Source organism: Vibrio sp. SS-MA-C1-2, from assembly GCF_021513135.1.
GTDB lineage: Bacteria > Pseudomonadota > Gammaproteobacteria > Enterobacterales > Vibrionaceae.
This window is the reverse complement of record NZ_CP090981.1, coordinates 2,994,435-3,011,739: the sequence shown is the minus strand read 5'-3', so window position 1 is coordinate 3,011,739 and position 17,305 is coordinate 2,994,435. Positions and strand designations below refer to the sequence as shown.

Genomic DNA, 17,305 nt, shown 5'->3' with positions numbered 1-17,305 from the left:
TAACTAATGAGTTGATCGTTTTTATTTAATCACTTTAATTTCAGTGATCACAATCGGAGTGTTTGGCACATCACGCATACCGCCTTTGATACCTGTTTTAGTTGCTGCAATTTTTTCGATGGTTGAATAGCCTTCTGTAATTTTACCAAAAACGGCGTAACCGACTTTAGTTGAACTTTGATCTAAAAAGCCATTATCTTTGACATTGATAAAAAACTGACGAGTTGCAGAGTCGGGTACTTGAGTTCTTGCCATTGCTATAGTGGCGACATTATTTTTAAGACCATTACTGGCTTCATTCTTGATTGCAGGATATGTTGCTCGCTTATTCATCTTGGCATCAAACCCACCACCTTGAACCATAAAGCCTGCAATAACTCGATGGAATTGAGTGCCGACATAACTGCCATCTTCAACATAACGAAGAAAGTTTTTGGTCGAGATCGGTGCTTGTTCACTATTTAGATTAATGGTGAATTGACCATCCGTCGTGGTGACTTGAACAAGTGGTGCTGCCATCGATGGTGTAATAAAAAGTGCGGCACTGAGTGCGATGGCTGCGGTTAAGATTGTTTTTTTCATCTTCTACTCTTATTTGTCAATTGTGTATTGGTTATTTTTCTGGGTGCTGTTCAAATTTACTGTTTGATTAAGAATTGCTGTAGTTCATTATCTTTGGCGATATCAGATAAAACCAAGCTTAATAATTGACTGACTTTCTCAGAAATATCTTCTTCAGACGCTGAACCACCACTAGTCTCTGACGATTCACCTGAATAACGTTTAGTAAATTGATGACCTTCGGCTTGTGCAATTAGCTGTACTTTTACTCGACTCTTGATGGTGTTAGTGACTGTTTCATTTTTCACATTGGCAACCATGTCTAAAATATCGACCTGAAGAGTTAACGGCGCATTTGGTTGAATCTTAAACCCTTGTGATTTTAGTTGTAGTATTAATAAATCACTAAACGTGGAACGAAGGTTTTGTTGTGCATGAAGAGGGTAGACAAACTTCTCTCCTGTATCATTGAGTGCAATATACTGAGCGGTTCTTAAATCATTAACGGTTAGCTCTATTGATCTATCTTTTACGATAGGGGCTGCTGCTAATGTTGCTTTTGGTGATAAATCGATCGGTTGTGGGGTTTTTGAACTACAACCCGCAATTGCAATTAAAGCGAATAACCCAATTAAGCCATTTTTCATTTTCTATCCTTAACAATATATATTGATATTTCAGTTAGATAACCATATTAGTATATGGTAGTTATTGCTTTTCTGATTGATAAATAACAAATTTTTTATTAGAGGCAACTTTAGAGCAATTACCAAATAAGCGGTTCAATTTTTCGTGATACTTTAAATGGCTATTACCAATGACCATTAATTTTCCATTTGGTTCTAATACTTGATAAGCATCGTTAAACATTTGCCATGCAATATGATCAGTGATGGTATTTTGCTGGTGAAAAGGCGGGTTACAAATCACCATGTCGGCACTGTTGAGATCAAAATCATCAAGACAATTATTTACTTTCAGATCGATATTATGATTATCGGGTACATTTAACTGGCAATTCTCGGTTGCTGAGGTAATAGCCATATAGCTTTCATCAATGCTGGTAATTTTTGCACTTGGATTCAGTTGGGCTAATCGAATGGTTAATACGCCATTACCACAACCTAAATCAATAATATGCTTATACTTATCACCCTTTGGCAGATGAGGTAAAATAAAACGAGCTCCAAGATCTAAACTCTCACCCGAGTAGACATTGGCGTGATTAGTTAGGGTGATATGATACTCATCAACAGACCAACTTAAAGGTTTTGGTAGCGGTTGTGATGTACTTTTATCAACCGTCGTAAAAATAAGACGTGATTTCTTTTTTGCCAAAGAGGTGGTTGTTTTACCTAAGTAGCGTTCAAATAACTTTAAGGTCGAAGTATGGATATCCTTTGCTTTACCGGCAGTGACAACAATTGTTCCATCTGGTAGTGCCTGACATAATTGGATAAGTTGCCATGTTAGCAACCGCTTACTCTTAGGTAACTTCATCATCACCGCATCGGCTTCAGGAAGGGCTTTTAATCCATCTTGAATAAGGATAGGGTTAGCATTATTCGATGATAAATTCTGTTCAGTTGCTTGTTTTGCAATAAAAGAGTCTGTGACCAAAGTGACATTGGATCGCTCTTGAAACCAGCAGCTTAACGCACCAAACGTATCATTTAAGATAAGATAATGCTGAGGAGATAAATCCTGTTGTTGCTCGAAGTGATGAATGAGATATTCATCAGCCGAATCCCAAGCTTGTAAGGTTTCATTTTTTCTAATTGGGAAGCGTTGTAGAGTAAGAGAGCGATCCAAAAGGGATAATGTGGTTTCCATGGGGCATCCAGTTGGTAGAAAATAATTTGTTATTAATTAAATGAGCGTTGTTTTTATACCTATAACGATAGCATAAACAACAGAGTGATAGTCAGTTTAAAGCTAAATCACACTGATTAAACAGGTGGTTTATACTATAGTAGTTAAGACGTCGTAAGATAAAAATAAATAGCATCTTGATGCAGTTAAAGTCTTTGACTATAAAATAGAGAATTTATATTCAAAGGTTTATATCTATACCTAAAATAATTGGCGTTGCTAGTCGGTGGCAAGTGAGCGAGACCCTATGAGTATAGGTGTACTCTATGATTGGGGCGAGCGAGTGCAGCCAACAACCTAGCGACTTCAAGTATGGAGGGCATAGCAATTTGAAGTCAAGAGAGGAAAAGCACCTCTGTTGATGGTCAGAGTGAGTTTATATTAAATGGTTTAATCAATAATCTAACACAATATGAAGAAGGAAATTTTATGGTTGAAAATGATATAAATAGTAAGTTAGAGAATGAGTTCTCTCCAAACTATTTAACCGTTGAGAATGAAAGCCACCGACATAATGTCCCGCCTGGTTCAGAGAGTCATTTTAAGGTGGTGATTAGTAGTGCTCAATTTGAAGGATTGCGTTCAGTTAAGCGTCATCAACTTATTTATAGTACGTTACAAAAAGAGTTTGATGAAGGGTTGCATGCGTTGGCACTACACACATTTACACCGGAAGAGTGGAGTGCATTAGATAATGATGTTGCTGCTTCCCCGGGTTGTAAAGGTGGTTCAAATCATTAGTATTTAGTGTTTGTTTGAACGATATATTTTATTTTTAATAAATTTGATTTTAAAGTTGCACAGTTATTATTTTTATTAAAGCTAGGTGCTTGTTGGTTGCGGCAATGTAGACAACTTGTACTGTATGAACATTGGTCTTAACAGCTTATTCTTAAACTTAATCTAATGGTTATTTATTCATGTCTATAACTTATTTATATTGGATTATATTTTTGTGATCTAAGTCTAGTTTAGCTGTTTGTGCGTCAATATAAGGCTATTTTATGACTCAAAATGATAGTTGATTACGATTTCGATGGGCATGAAATTAGAAATAATGATAGAATATGCAACTTGAAAATTAAGCTCTGTATTTTGTTTGTTCAATATATAGACGATCGTCATGACTAAAAAGTGACAAAATAGGGATTACTTACTTTAATATAAAGGTAAGTAGTTTAAGTAGAATTCTTTCCCGTTAATGTAGTGCAAAAAATATGATTACAATTAAGAAGGGTCTGGATCTCCCCATTTCAGGGGCCCCAGCACAGGTGATACATGATGGTCCAACCATCAAACAAGTTGCCTTGCTTGGCGAGGAATATGTTGGAATGCGTCCTACAATGCACGTGCGTGTAGGCGATATGGTAAAGAAAGGCCAAGTTCTTTTTGAAGATAAAAAGAATCCTGGTGTTAAATTTACTGCTCCAGCATGTGGTAAGGTTGTTGAAATCAACCGCGGCGCTAAGCGAGTGTTACAGTCTGTTGTTATCGATATCGATGGCGACGATCAAGTAACGTTTAATAAATATGATACAGCTCAGCTAACAACACTAGACCGTCAGGTTATTGTTGATCAGCTAGTCGAATCTGGTGTTTGGACTGCATTACGCACACGTCCATATAGCCGTGTTCCTGCTATTGATGCTGTACCTAATGCTATCTTCGTAACAGCAATGGATACGAATCCTTTAGCTGCAAACCCTGAAGTGATTATCAATGAAAACACAGCGGCATTTACTGCTGGTTTAGATATCGTTTCACGTTTAACTGAAGGTAAAGTTTACGTTTGTAAAGCAGGTTCTAGTTTACCTAAGAGCAATGCAACAAACGTCGAAGAACATGTGTTTGGTGGAGTTCATCCAGCAGGCCTCGTTGGTACTCATATTCATACTCTTCATCCTGTAAGTCTTGGTAATGTCGCTTGGCATTTAAATTATCAAGATATTATCGCTTTTGGTAATTTTTTCCTTACCGGTGAAATTGATACCCAACGTGTAATTTCATTAGCGGGTCCAGTTGTAAACAAACCTCGTCTAATTCGTACAGTAAAAGGTGCATCAATTGCAACGCTTGCTGATAACGAAGTGATGCCAGGTGAAGTTCGCATTATCTCTGGCTCTGTACTGAGTGGTACAGCGGCTAGTGGTCCTTCTGCTTATCTTGGTAATTACCACCTACAAGTTTCTGTTTTACACGAAGGTCGTGAAAAAGAGTTATTAGGTTGGATTGTTCCGGGTAAGAGCAAGTTCTCAGTAACACGTTCTTTCTTAAGCCATCTGTTTAGCGGTCGGTTATTTGATATGACAACAACAACAAATGGTAGTGAGCGTTCAATGGTGCCAATTGGTAACTACGAAAAAGTGATGCCTCTAGACATTGAGCCAACATTGCTACTTCGTGACATCCTTTCTGGTGACCTTGACAGTGCACAGGAATTAGGTCTTTTAGAGCTAGATGAAGAAGATTTAGCGCTATGCACTTATGTGTGTCCTGGTAAATATGAATATGGTCCAATCTTACGTGATTGCTTGGACAAGATTGAGAAGGAAGGTTAATCCATGGGCCTGAAGTCTATTCTTGAGCGGGTAGAACCGCATTTTGAGCCAGGTGGTAAATACGAAACTTGGTTTGCATTGTATGAAGCATTTGCAACCCTAATGTATACCCCAGGTACGGTAACTCGTACTGGTGCTCACGTACGTGATAGTATCGATCTAAAACGTATCATGATTATGGTTTGGTTTGCCGTATTCCCAGCAATGTTCTGGGGTATGTACAATACTGGTAACCAAGCTATCGAAGCGCTTAACCACCTATACTCAGGTTCTGAGTTAGCAACTGTTATTGCTGGTGATTGGCACTACTGGTTTACTCAGATGTTGGGTGGCTCACTAGCAGCAGATGCTGGTGTAGGAAGCAAAATGCTTCTTGGTGCTGCTTATTTCCTACCTGTATATGCAGTTGTATTTGCAGTAGGTGGTTTCTGGGAAGTTCTATTCTGTATGGTTCGTAAACATGAAGTTAATGAAGGTTTCTTCGTCACTTCTATCTTGTTTGCGTTAATCCTTCCAGCGACGATTCCTCTATGGCAAGCGGCACTAGGTATTACCTTTGGTGTTGTTGTTGCGAAAGAGATCTTTGGTGGCACAGGTCGTAACTTCTTGAACCCAGCATTAGCAGGTCGTGCATTCCTATTCTTCGCATATCCGGGTGAAATCTCAGGTGATGCAGTATGGACAGCGGCTGATGGCTTCTCTGGTGCTACTGCTCTTAGCCAGTGGTCACACGGTGGTCAAGGTTCAGTTGTACATAATGTAACTGGCCAAGCTATTTCTTGGATGGATGCATTTATTGGTAATATCCCTGGTTCAATGGGTGAAGTTTCGACTTTAGCTATTTTAATCGGTGGCGCAATGATCGTATACATGGGTATCGCATCATGGCGTATTATCGGCGGCGTACTAATCGGTATGATCGCAACTGCAACTCTTTTCAACATTATTGGTTCTGACACTAACCCAATGTTCAGCATGCCTTGGCACTGGCACCTAGTATTAGGTGGTTTTGCATTCGGTATGATTTTCATGGCGACAGACCCAGTATCAGCTGCATTTACCAATAAAGGTAAGTGGTGGTACGGCGCGCTAATCGGTGTAATGGCTGTATTAGTTCGTGTTGTTAACCCTGCATATCCAGAAGGTATGATGTTAGCTATTCTATTCGCTAACTTGTTCGCACCACTGTTCGATCACTTTGTGGTACAGGGCAACATTAAACGGAGATTAGCTCGCAATGGCAAGTAATAACGATGGCATTAAAAAGACGCTGATTGTTGTTATCGCATTAAGCCTAGTGTGTTCGATTATCGTATCACTAGCCGCGGTTGGATTGCGTCCTCTGCAGAAAGAAAATGCTCTTTTGGATAAGCAGAAAAACATTTTATTAGTAGCTGGTCTTCCGATCGATACCAATAAAGAAATTCAGGATAACTACAAACAGTTTATCCAACCTCGTCTAGTTAACCTAGATACAGGTGATTTCAATACTACGCTTGATCCATTAACGTACAACCAACGTTTAGCAGCAAAAGATCCTAGCGAGTCAATTAAACTGACTCCAGAGCAAGATAAAGCGAAGATTATGCGTCGTGCAAATGTCGCAACTATTTATCTTGTTAAGGATGCAAATGGCAACACAACGAAAGTCGTGCTACCCGTTCATGGTACAGGTCTTTGGTCAATGATGTATGCATTTGTTTCTGTTAAAACTGATGGTAATACAATTGAAGGTATCACTTACTACGAGCAAGGCGAAACAGCCGGTCTTGGTGGTGAGGTTGAAAACCCTAAATGGCGTGCACAGTTTGTTGGTAAAGAACTATTTGATGCAAATGGTAAACCAGCACTACGCGTTGTTAAAGGTGGCGCACCACAAGGTGATATCCACGGCGTTGATGGCATCTCTGGTGCAACATTAACGGGTAACGGTGTACAGCACACCTTCGACTTCTGGCTAGGTGATAACGGCTTTGGTCCTTTCCTTGCTAAAGTCCGTAAGGGAGTTCTAAATAATGGCTGATGCAAAAGAAATGAAGAAAATCCTTACTTCGCCGTTGGTTGATAACAACCCAATTGCGTTGCAGGTTCTTGGTATCTGTTCTGCTTTAGCAGTAACAACCAAGATGGAGACAGCGGTCGTAATGACAATTGCTGTAATGTTTGTAACAGCATTCTCTAACTTGTTTGTCTCTCTAATTCGTAACCACATTCCAAACAGTGTACGTATTATCGTGCAAATGGCGATTATCGCGTCATTGGTAATCGTGGTTGATGAAGTGCTTCGTGCATTTGTTTACGATATCTCTAAGCAGTTATCTGTATTCGTTGCACTTATCATTACAAACTGTATTGTAATGGGTCGTGCTGAAGCATTCGCGATGAAGTCTAAGCCGCTACCCGCATTCATTGATGGTGTTGGTAATGGTCTTGGTTATGGTGTCATTCTACTAGCCGTGGCATTCTTCCGTGAACTATTTGGTTCAGGTACGCTATTTGGTATTGAAGTTTTACCGCTGATTAAGAATGGCGGTTGGTATCAGCCAAACGGTATGATGCTACTAGCACCATCTGCGTTCTTCCTTATTGGTTTCCTAATTTGGATCATCCGAATTATTCGACCTGAACAAGTAGAAGCGAAGGAGTAAGGGTAACATGGAACATTATATTAGCCTGCTAGTAAAATCGATCTTTATCGAAAACTTAGCATTATCTTTCTTCTTAGGTATGTGTACATTCCTAGCAGTATCGAAGAAAGTAAAAACCTCTTTAGGTTTAGGTATTACCGTTACGTTCGTACTTGCAATTGCAGTACCAGTTAACAACCTGATCTATAACCTAGTGTTACGTGAGAATGCGCTAATTGAAGGTGTGGATTTAAGCTTCCTTAGCTTCATTACATTCATTGGTGTTATCGCAGCATTAGTACAGATCTTAGAGATGGTTTTAGATCGTTTCTTCCCACCACTATATAACGCTCTTGGTATTTTCCTACCATTGATCACAGTAAACTGTGCAATCTTTGGTGCGGTATCATTCATGGTTCAGCGTGATTATAACTTTGGTGAGTCTGTAGTTTATGGTATCGGTTCTGGTATCGGTTGGACATTAGCTATCATTGCACTTGCGGGTATCCGTGAGAAGATGAAGTATTCTGATGTACCTCCAGGTCTACGTGGTCTAGGTATTACCTTTATCACAGTAGGTTTAATGGCGTTAGGCTTTATGTCTTTCTCTGGTGTTCAACTGTAGGGTAAGCACCCAATAATAAGGAATAACAAATGCAAAGCATTATTCTTGGTGTAGCGATGTTTACCATTATTGTATTGGCGCTAGTTTTAGTGATTTTATTCGCTAAATCTAAACTAGTACCTACAGGTGATATCACTATATCTGTTAACGGCGATCCTGCAAAAGCAATTAGCACAGGCGCTGGCGACAAATTACTTAACGCACTATCTGCAAATGGTATCTTTGTATCATCTGCGTGTGGTGGTGGTGGCTCTTGTGGCCAGTGTCGCGTAAAAGTGAAATCAGGTGGTGGTGATATTCTACCAACTGAACGTGATCACATCTCTAAAGGTGAAGCTCGTGAAGGTGAGCGTCTAGCTTGTCAGGTTAGTATCAAAACTGACATGGCAATCGAACTTCCTGAAGAGATCTTCGGTGTTAAAAAGTGGGAATGTACTGTTCTTTCTAATGACAACGAAGCGACATTTATCAAAGAGTTGGTTCTTAAGATCCCTGAAGGCGAGGAAGTTCCTTTCCGTGCAGGTGGTTATATTCAGATTGAAGCTGAACCACACCATATTAAATATTCAGACTTTGATGTTCCTGAAGAGTACCGTGGAGACTGGGATAAGTTTAACCTATTCCGTTACGAGTCAATCGTAAATGAGCCTTCAATCCGTGCTTATTCAATGGCATCTTATCCTGATGAAAAAGGCCTTATTAAGCTAAACGTGCGTATCGCTACGCCGCCGCCTAATAACCCTGATGTACCACCAGGCATTATGTCTTCGTACATCTGGTCTTTAAAAGAAGGTGATAGCTGTACTATTTCTGGTCCATTTGGTGAGTTCTTCGCTAAAGATACGGATAATGAAATGGTATTTATCGGTGGTGGTGCTGGTATGGCACCAATGCGTTCACATATCTTTGATCAGCTTCTACGTCTTAAGTCTAAGCGTAAGATGACATACTGGTATGGTGCACGTTCTAAGCGTGAAATGTTCTATATTGAAGATTTCGATAAGCTAGCTGCTGATAATGATAACTTCGATTGGCACGTAGCCCTATCTGATCCTCTTCCAGAAGATAATTGGGATGGCTACACAGGTTTCATTCATAATGTTATTTATGAAAACTACCTGAAAGACCATGACGCACCAGAAGATTGTGAGTACTACATGTGTGGTCCTCCAATGATGAATGCTGCGGTAATTGGTATGCTACATGATCTAGGTGTTGAAGATGAAAACATCCTACTTGATGACTTCGGTGGTTAAGTAGATCTCAATACCGATAAAATGGCTAGCCGTAAAGGTTAGCCATTTTTGTTATAATGATAATAAATTTTCATTATTTATTATTTACTATCTAATTGATTTCTTTAATACATAAAATCAAATGTTTTTTATGTCTTGAGGTGGATGAATGATTAAGAAATTTCGCCATTGGCTCGTTTTATTAAGTTTTGCATTTTTAGTGACCGGTTGTAGTCAACCTCCCACTGAGATCCACATGACTGGACAAACGATGGGAACCTACTATTCGATTAAAGTTGTGTCTCAAGACGGTATGCCAGACAAAGCAACACTGCAAGCTGCACTTGATGATGAATTAGAAGCAGTTAATGGCAAGATGTCTACGTATAAGCCTGATTCTGAATTAAGCCAATTTAACCAATCTCGTCAAACAACACCTATTATGGCTTCTGCTGAGATGACTAAAGTTGTCAAAGAGGCGATTAGAATTAGCAAAGCAACAGATGGTGCGCTTGATGTGACGGTTGGCCCTTTGGTTAACCTTTGGGGTTTTGGACCAGATGGGCGTCCTGATCGTGTTCCATCTGAGCAAGATATTGCAGAAAGATTAAGTCATGTGGGGATTCAAAATTTATCTGTGACTGATAACACGATGACTAAACAGATCCCTGAGCTTTATGTTGATCTCTCATCGATTGCTAAAGGATTTGGTGTTGATCAAGCCGCTGATTATCTCGATCGTATCGGGATGAAAAACTACCTTGTTGAAGTAGGCGGAGAGCTTCGTGTTCGTGGGCATAACAGTAAAAATGTTCCTTGGCGTGTGGCGATCGAACGTCCAGCACCGGGAGAGACAGCCGTTCAAGGTATTATTGCTCCGGGAGATATGGCGATTGCTACATCAGGTGATTATCGTAACTTCTTTGATCAAGATGGCGTCCGTTACTCTCATACTATAAACCCAAAAACAGGTCGACCGATTACAAGTCAGCTTGTTTCTGTTACAGTAGTTGCTAAATCTTGTATGACAGCAGATGCATTTGCAACCGGGCTCGATGTCCTTGGTCCAGAGAAAGGGCTAGAAGTTGCGGAAAAAGAAAATTTAGCTGTCTTTTTAATTGTTCAAACGAAAGATGGTTTTGAAGAGTATGCTTCAACCGCTTTTAAACCTTACATGAAGTCGTGGAGTAAAACCAAATGAGTACTTTTCTAATTACATTTGGCACTTTTTTATTAGTGATTGGCGCTATGTCAATCGGCTACATTATCAAACGTAAAACTATCAGTGGAAGCTGTGGTGGTTTAGGTAGCGTTGGTATCGAAAAAGAGTGTGATTGCCCAGAACCTTGTGATGCGCGTTTAAAGCGTGAAGCACGAGCAGCCAAGCAAGCTGAATGGAATAAAGATCGTATTGCTTAATTAACTTAGCAATATAAATAAAGCGTCATCTTCCAATTAACTTAATCTTATAGAAGTTAAGCTAACTGGAGGTGACGTTTTTTTTTGCTATTTATTTTATAACTGGTTATATTTACAGTATGAGTGAGCCAGTAACAAAAAATCGAAAAATTATCCACGTTGATATGGATAGTTATTATGCATCGGTAGAAATGAGGGATAATCCTGAATTGCGGGGCATACCAATGGCGATTGGAGGCAAGAAAGGGCGTGGGGTACTCTCAACCTGTAATTATGAAGCGCGTGAGTTTGGTGTTCGTTCAGCAATGTCGACAGCGAAAGCTTTGCAGTTATGTCCTAATCTTACTGTGATCTCTGGAAACATGGAAAAATATCGCCAAGTCTCTAAACAGATCCATCAAATATTTTCTAGGTATACAACTATTATCGAACCTCTATCTTTAGATGAGGCTTACCTTGATGTGACCGACTCCTCTCTATTCAAAGGCTCTGCGACACGGATTGCTCAAGATATTTGTCAAACAATTGAACAAGAACTTAATCTTACAGCTTCAGCCGGTGTTGCTCCGTTAAAGTTTGTCGCTAAGGTGGCTTCTGATATCAACAAACCCAATGGGATTTGTGTTGTTCCTCCTGAAAAAATAGACCCATTTATTGCCGAACTTGAACTCGGTAAAATATCTGGTGTCGGTAAAGTGACCCTTGAGAAATTACATCGATTAGGATTGTTCAAAGGGAAGGATATTAAAGCCTACGATCAAACTGCGTTATTAAAACAGTTCGGCAAATTTGGACATACTTTATGGCAGCGCTGTCACTCTATTGATAATCGTCCCATTGTTGTTGAACGAGTTAGAAAAAGTGTTGGTGTTGAAAGAACCTTTTTAACCGATATCTATAATATCGAACAATGTATTGATGTTATCGATACCCTTTATTTAGATCTAGAGGGAAGAGTCAATAAAGCATTAGAGGATAAAATCATTACTAAACTTGGCGTAAAACTGAAATTTAATGATTTTCAACAAACCACCGTTGAACATAAACATGACGTTTTAGATAAAGACTTTTTTATCTCTCTCTGCCAAGAAGCCATCGGCAGAAGTAATGGCAGAAGTATTCGTTTAGTTGGTTTGAATGTCGGTGTTGAACCCATCAGTTTGAATGCGCAATTAACGTTGCCTTGGTAGCCGTTTCTTTTAAAAAATTAACTGATATACCCTTCTTACTTGAAGTTGCGAAGTTGTTGGCTATATTTATTCGCCCCAATCATAGAGTACACCTTGACTCATGGGGCCTCATCCACTTGCCGCCTACTAGCAACTCCAATTACTTTGGGTATAGGTGGTTTTTACGTTTTCTAGAGTCAAATTTATATAAAAAAAAGAGCACCTCATTGAGATGCTCTTTTAATGTTAAAGCGAATTACTATGCTTTAGCGGGAATGTTCTCAAGCATCGCAATCATTTGACGCCAGAATTCACCGACAGTCGCAATGTTAACTTTCTCATCGGGAGAGTGAGGGAACTTGATCGTTGGACCAAAAGAGATCATATCCATGTTTGGATAAGGCTTCTTAAATAGACCGCACTCAAGGCCAGCGTGAATTACCATAATATTTGGCTTGTGGCCGTAGATATCTTGATAAACATCACGGAATATATGCATGATCTCAGAGTCTGCATCAGGCTTCCAACCAGGGTAAGCGCCAGAGAATTCAATTTCAGCACCCGCTAATTGGGCAACAGAAGCTAACATACCTTCTGCCATTTCTTTGCCTGAATCAATAAGAGAGCGAATTAGACAAAGTACGGTGATTTTATCATCTTCGGTGGTGATAACACCGACATTTAGTGATGTTTCAACTACACCTTCAATATCATCACTCATACGAAGCACGCCGTTCGGACACGCATTTAAGCCTGCAACAAAACGGGCTTGTGACTCAGAAGAGAGTACGCTCATTGATGATTCAATGGCTGTCACAAAAGAAACAATGCTAGTTTCAACCTTACCCATCTCTTGAGTGAGTAATGCGGTGTACTCAGTAAATAGTTGCTCAAGTTTCTCAGCGTTTTCTGTAGGAACGGCAACCGTAACGAAGCCTTCACGAGGGATTGCATTACGTAAACTGCCCCCACGGAATTCAATCAAGCCAAGCTCTAATTCATTAGCATACATCGCTAAGAAACGACCAAGAAGTTTGTTTGCATTACCACGGCCAGTGTGAATATCACAGCCAGAGTGACCGCCTTTTAATCCTTTTAAGGTTAACTGACGTACAACTGAACCTTGAGCTTGCGCTTGACGAGTAATGTTGAAAGTAAATGCACCATCAACACCGCCAGCACAACCCATGTAGACTTCACCCTCTTGTTCAGAATCGGTATTGAGAAGAATATCACCTTCTAACCAACCTGCTTCTAAACCAAAAGCACCTGTCATACCTGCTTCTTCATCAATAGTGAGAAGTACTTCAAGTGGACCATGTTTTATATCATCAGCAGCAAGGACAGCGAGTGCTGTTGCCATGCCAATGCCATTATCTGCACCTAATGTTGTCCCCTTAGCTGTTAACCATTCGCCATCAACATAAGTTTGAATTGGATCTGTTGTAAAATCATGGTCAGTATCTTCATTCTTTTGCGGAACCATATCTAAATGGGCTTGAAGAACCGTACCTTTACGATTTTCCATTCCTGCCGTTGCTGGCTTTTTAATAATGATATTGCCCACATTATCACGACGAACATCAAGATGACTCTCTTGAGCCCAAGATACGATATATTGAGCTAATGCCTCTTCATGCTTCGAAGGGTGAGGAATTGAACAGATTTTTTCGAAAAAATGCCATACAGGTGCTGGCGATAGTTGGCTCATCTCAGACACAGTGATCTCCTTGATGTGAGAAAATATAATAAAATAAAAGTTTTATACCCTTCAATGACTTTAGGTATAGATAGTTAAGGAAAGAATACCACTGCATAAAGGGAGGCGGTAGTGAAATTAACTGACAAAAGTAAGATGTTACTTATTAGTTTTGATTAAGTTCGTCCGTTAGAGGTGACGATTGTGATATTTGATCATCAGATAAACGTTTGCTTCGAATATTTTTTAAAATAAAACTGTGATCTACATCTCAGTTGTTGTAATTAATTTTATTTCTGTTAACCTGATCACATTAACAGAGTAAATCGATACGTAAATCAGTTCAAGGATTGAACCCATTTATATGCCTCCACGGAACCGAGTTATATCGTCAATGATATCTATCTAATTGTAGTTTTATACTTTACTTAATTGAGAGTTAGCAGTGTAAATTGCAACGGCAATGAAGTTGATATCGAATCATTTGATTTAACGTGACTAGAGGTAATTATCATGTATAGCATCGTAGCAAAAAACTATTGGACCACTCGCGCTAACCAGTACAACATCTTCAAATATTCATCGTTGTTTGGTTACTAAGTTTAATCTTTATAGATTGGCTGTAAATATAGTGTAGAGAAAAACCACCTTTAATCGGTGGTTTTTTTATATCTGGATTTTGTTATCTCACGCAATATTTAGAGTGAGTGACAATAAATTAAAGCAAAAATGAAGTTAAAATAACCAGATTAATAAAAATTATCCTTAATTGTGTGATCTTAGTGGAATGCAAACGTTTGACCAGTTACAATTTAAGGCAATATTTAAGTGGGTTGGATGTATCGTACTCATCTTTCTTTTTAACGAATAGCCAAAATTACTGATTCGAAGGTCTTTATGAGCAAATTTATTATTACATGGGATAATATTCAGTCTTACACTCGTCAACTTGCTGAGCGTCAGCTACCAGTCGAACAGTGGAAAGGAATTATTGCAGTTAGTCGTGGTGGGTTAGTTCCTGCCGCAATTCTAGCTCGTGAGTTAGGTATTCGTTATGTTGATACGGTATGTATCGCAAGTTATAGCCATGATGAGCAACACGATCTTAAAGTGCTTAAGAAAGTAGAAGGCGATGGCGAAGGTTTTTTAATCATTGATGATCTTGTCGATACCGGTGGTACGGCTGAAATGATCCGCCAAATGTATCCAAAAGGTAAGTTCGTGACTGTATGTGCTAAGCCTGCTGGTCGTCACTTAGTTGATGATTATGTTGTTGATATTGCCCAAGATACTTGGATTGAGCAACCATGGGATATGACGGTTGATTTCGTTGATCCAATCTACAAGCGTAAATAATGTCCTGCCATTCCATAGTTAATTTTCCCTCGATAATTTCTTAAATGAGCTTGGGATCATAATTGACATAAAAAAAGGTCACTTCGGTGGCCTTTTTCTGTATTGTAGACCCTTCTTTTATTTTCGAGGAGACATTTCTAATGACTAATAACAACCTCTCCACGACGCTCTTTAGTAAGCATAAAAGTGCCAAAGAGACCTCAACTCTTGTGACCTCTTTTCGATCTGATAATTCAGGCTTATCGAGTAAAGGCCATACAAAACATTGGTATCGAGTATTAAAACGTGCTCAATGGATTTGGTTAGGGATTGATCCTATTGAACAAGAAGAGATATTGGCAAAAATTGCCAATTCAGGCGCAGAACGTAGTGATCCTGATCTACTTGATACCGTTATTGGCTATCGTCCAGGCAATTGGATTTATGAGTGGACGGCTGCGGGTATGATTTACCAAAAGCGAGCGGCTGAAACTGACGATCATGAAGAGGCTGGAAAACTTTACATTAAAGCCAGCCATTATTTTTGTGTTGCCGCTTACCCTAATATTAAAGGTGACACATTGGCGGATCAAGCCGCACTATTTGCACAAAAAGCCTACCATAAAGGAATTGAACTGCTACCGATGGCAGTGAGAGAATTGAATTTTAAATTGCATGGAAAAACAGCGACCGCTTATTTGCACCTTCCTCAAGAGCAAGTACAACGCCCATTAACGACGATTGTAGTTTCCGGTGGAATGGACATGTTACAACCTGAAGCATGGCGTCTTTTTGAGCAATATCTAGCACCTCGAGGGATAGCGATGGTGTCTATTGATATGCCGAGTATCGGAGAGAATCGTTCTTTTGTATTACAGAATGATGGCAGTGAGTTACATCGTGCTTTGCTTAACCATTTACAAAGTGTGCCTTGGGTAGATAGTAAAAATATCTTAGGGTTAGGCTTTCGATTTGGTGGCAATATTTTAGCGCGCTTAGCTTTTACTAATCCGGATAAATTTAAAGCGGTGGCGACGATTAGCGGTATTATCGATGAGATGTTTACCGAAAAATTACTTTTAGCCTCAATACCACCAATGTTTATTGATGTGATGGCATCTCGAATTGGCCGTCAGAATGTACAAAAAGAGGTGATGTTACCGCAATTAGCCATTTGGTCATTGAAGCGTCAAGGTTTACTCTCTGGCCGTAAAACAACGGTTCCGATATATGCTTTAACCGCGGAAAAAGATCCAGTTGCGACCTTGAAAGATACCGAATTACTAGCAAGAGCAAGTCAGAAAGGTAAATCTCAAGTATTAACGTCGACATCTCAATATAGCGCTTATGACCAGACGATTACGTTAGCGTTAGATTGGTTACTGGATCAAAAATGATGATATTTATTTCTTAATTAAATGATATTGCAATTATTTTAGACTTGAAATAATTAGAGTTGCTAGTAGACGACAAGTGAGTGAGGTCCCTGAGCATAGACCGACTATACTCAAAGTAATTGGCGTTGTTAGTCGGCGGCAAGCAAGTGGTGCCCCATAAGTATAGGTGTGCTATATGATTGGGGTGAACGAGCGTAGCGAACAACCTAGCAACTTCAAGTATGAGGGTATAGATATCGTGTGTAAATGCGATAGTAATGGATTGCTGTAAAAATCCTGTTAAATATTATTATTTTTTATTGTTTATTTTGTTATCATGGTTCAATTACTTATACCATGGAAGCGTAATTATGCCAGAAGATAATAATCAAATAGAAAATAAAAAGCCCGTGCTAAGTCACCCAAGAGTAATGGCAAAGTTACTAGCATTAGGTCCTTACCTTCGTAGTGAACAGTCGAATAAAGAGGGATACTTTTTTGATTGCCTTGCTGTGTGTCTTGATCCAGAAAAAACACCAGAATCAAGAGAATTTTGGGGGTGGTGTTTAGAACTAACACCACTGGAAGAAGGATTTGCTTACCGCTATACATTTGGTCAATACGACTTAGAAGGTAAGTGGATTAACAATGAGATACCTAAAGAGCATCAAGACGAAGTTCAGAAAACATTAGATGTATTCTATAATAAATTAAGTAAATTAGTTGAGAAAGAGCTAGAGTTACCACTTCAGGCACACTCAAAGTTTTCTGGTGACATACTGGTTTCCGTTGCTTAAATATAAATTATCTTGAACTTAGGTCAAATTTA

General features: G+C 39.3%; 17 protein-coding genes. 13 read left to right on the top strand and 4 right to left on the bottom strand.

From position 1 onward, the window contains the following. Positions 1 to 21 precede the first annotated feature (21 nt). From L0B53_RS18030 to L0B53_RS18020, 3 genes are all read right to left on the bottom strand, one after another. Positions 22 to 582, bottom strand: a complete 561-nt coding sequence (locus L0B53_RS18030) for a peptidylprolyl isomerase (protein ID WP_235060938.1) — start codon at positions 580 to 582, stop codon at positions 22 to 24. Between the two features lie 56 nt (positions 583 to 638). Beyond that, positions 639 to 1,208 (bottom strand): YajG family lipoprotein, encoded by a 570-nt coding sequence (locus L0B53_RS18025; protein ID WP_235060937.1) that lies wholly within the window; start codon positions 1,206 to 1,208, stop codon positions 639 to 641. 61 nt (positions 1,209 to 1,269) lie between these two features. Next, on the bottom strand, positions 1,270 to 2,394 hold the full coding sequence (locus tag L0B53_RS18020; RefSeq protein WP_235060936.1) for a methyltransferase: 1,125 nt from the start codon (positions 2,392 to 2,394) through the stop codon (positions 1,270 to 1,272). A gap of 468 nt (positions 2,395 to 2,862) precedes the next feature. Between L0B53_RS18020 and L0B53_RS18015 the strand changes: the two genes are divergently transcribed. From L0B53_RS18015 to dinB, 10 genes are all read left to right on the top strand, one after another. After that, a complete protein-coding gene (locus L0B53_RS18015) occupies positions 2,863 to 3,174 on the top strand; it encodes a BolA/IbaG family iron-sulfur metabolism protein (protein WP_235060935.1) in 312 nt (103 codons plus the stop codon). Between the two features lie 476 nt (positions 3,175 to 3,650). Continuing rightward, the gene (locus L0B53_RS18010) at positions 3,651 to 4,991 is read left to right on the top strand and encodes a Na(+)-translocating NADH-quinone reductase subunit A (RefSeq protein WP_235060934.1); all 1,341 of its coding nucleotides are present in this window, start codon (positions 3,651 to 3,653) and stop codon (positions 4,989 to 4,991) included. 3 nt (positions 4,992 to 4,994) lie between these two features. After that, positions 4,995 to 6,239, top strand: a complete 1,245-nt coding sequence (locus L0B53_RS18005; protein ID WP_235060933.1) for an NADH:ubiquinone reductase (Na(+)-transporting) subunit B — start codon at positions 4,995 to 4,997, stop codon at positions 6,237 to 6,239. After that, the gene (locus L0B53_RS18000) at positions 6,229 to 7,014 is read left to right on the top strand and encodes a Na(+)-translocating NADH-quinone reductase subunit C (protein WP_235060932.1); all 786 of its coding nucleotides are present in this window, start codon (positions 6,229 to 6,231) and stop codon (positions 7,012 to 7,014) included. Before L0B53_RS18005 ends, L0B53_RS18000 begins: the two co-directional genes overlap by 11 nt. Beyond that, the gene (locus L0B53_RS17995) at positions 7,007 to 7,639 is read left to right on the top strand and encodes an NADH:ubiquinone reductase (Na(+)-transporting) subunit D (protein WP_235060931.1); all 633 of its coding nucleotides are present in this window, start codon (positions 7,007 to 7,009) and stop codon (positions 7,637 to 7,639) included. The genes L0B53_RS18000 and L0B53_RS17995 overlap by 8 nt, the downstream gene beginning before the upstream one ends. Before the next feature lie 7 nt (positions 7,640 to 7,646). Then, the gene (gene nqrE / locus L0B53_RS17990) at positions 7,647 to 8,243 is read left to right on the top strand and encodes an NADH:ubiquinone reductase (Na(+)-transporting) subunit E (protein ID WP_235060930.1); all 597 of its coding nucleotides are present in this window, start codon (positions 7,647 to 7,649) and stop codon (positions 8,241 to 8,243) included. A 29-nt stretch (positions 8,244 to 8,272) separates the two neighbouring features. Further along, on the top strand, positions 8,273 to 9,499 hold the full coding sequence (gene nqrF, locus L0B53_RS17985; protein ID WP_235060929.1) for an NADH:ubiquinone reductase (Na(+)-transporting) subunit F: 1,227 nt from the start codon (positions 8,273 to 8,275) through the stop codon (positions 9,497 to 9,499). A 148-nt stretch (positions 9,500 to 9,647) separates the two neighbouring features. Beyond that, the gene (locus L0B53_RS17980) at positions 9,648 to 10,679 is read left to right on the top strand and encodes an FAD:protein FMN transferase (RefSeq protein ID WP_235060928.1); all 1,032 of its coding nucleotides are present in this window, start codon (positions 9,648 to 9,650) and stop codon (positions 10,677 to 10,679) included. Continuing rightward, positions 10,676 to 10,897 (top strand): (Na+)-NQR maturation NqrM, encoded by a 222-nt coding sequence (nqrM, locus tag L0B53_RS17975; RefSeq protein WP_235060927.1) that lies wholly within the window; start codon positions 10,676 to 10,678, stop codon positions 10,895 to 10,897. The genes L0B53_RS17980 and nqrM overlap by 4 nt, the downstream gene beginning before the upstream one ends. A gap of 119 nt (positions 10,898 to 11,016) precedes the next feature. Beyond that, complete coding sequence (dinB, locus tag L0B53_RS17970) at positions 11,017 to 12,087, top strand: DNA polymerase IV (RefSeq protein WP_235060926.1); 1,071 nt, start codon at positions 11,017 to 11,019, stop codon at positions 12,085 to 12,087. A 238-nt stretch (positions 12,088 to 12,325) separates the two neighbouring features. Here the strand turns inward: dinB and L0B53_RS17965 are convergent, their stop codons facing one another. Then, a complete protein-coding gene (locus L0B53_RS17965; RefSeq protein ID WP_235062299.1) occupies positions 12,326 to 13,777 on the bottom strand; it encodes an aminoacyl-histidine dipeptidase in 1,452 nt (483 codons plus the stop codon). Positions 13,778 to 14,662: 885 nt separating this feature from the next. Between L0B53_RS17965 and gpt the strand changes: the two genes are divergently transcribed. The 3 genes from gpt (at position 14,663) to crl (ending at position 17,273) form a co-directional block, all read left to right on the top strand. Further along, complete coding sequence (gene gpt / locus L0B53_RS17960) at positions 14,663 to 15,121, top strand: xanthine phosphoribosyltransferase (protein WP_235060925.1); 459 nt, start codon at positions 14,663 to 14,665, stop codon at positions 15,119 to 15,121. 140 nt (positions 15,122 to 15,261) lie between these two features. Next, entirely contained in the window at positions 15,262 to 16,497 is a 1,236-nt protein-coding gene (frsA, locus tag L0B53_RS17955) for an esterase FrsA (RefSeq protein ID WP_235060924.1), read from the top strand. Between the two features lie 350 nt (positions 16,498 to 16,847). Continuing rightward, on the top strand, positions 16,848 to 17,273 hold the full coding sequence (crl, locus tag L0B53_RS17950; protein ID WP_235060923.1) for a sigma factor-binding protein Crl: 426 nt from the start codon (positions 16,848 to 16,850) through the stop codon (positions 17,271 to 17,273). The last annotated feature ends 32 nt before the right edge of the window (positions 17,274 to 17,305 follow it).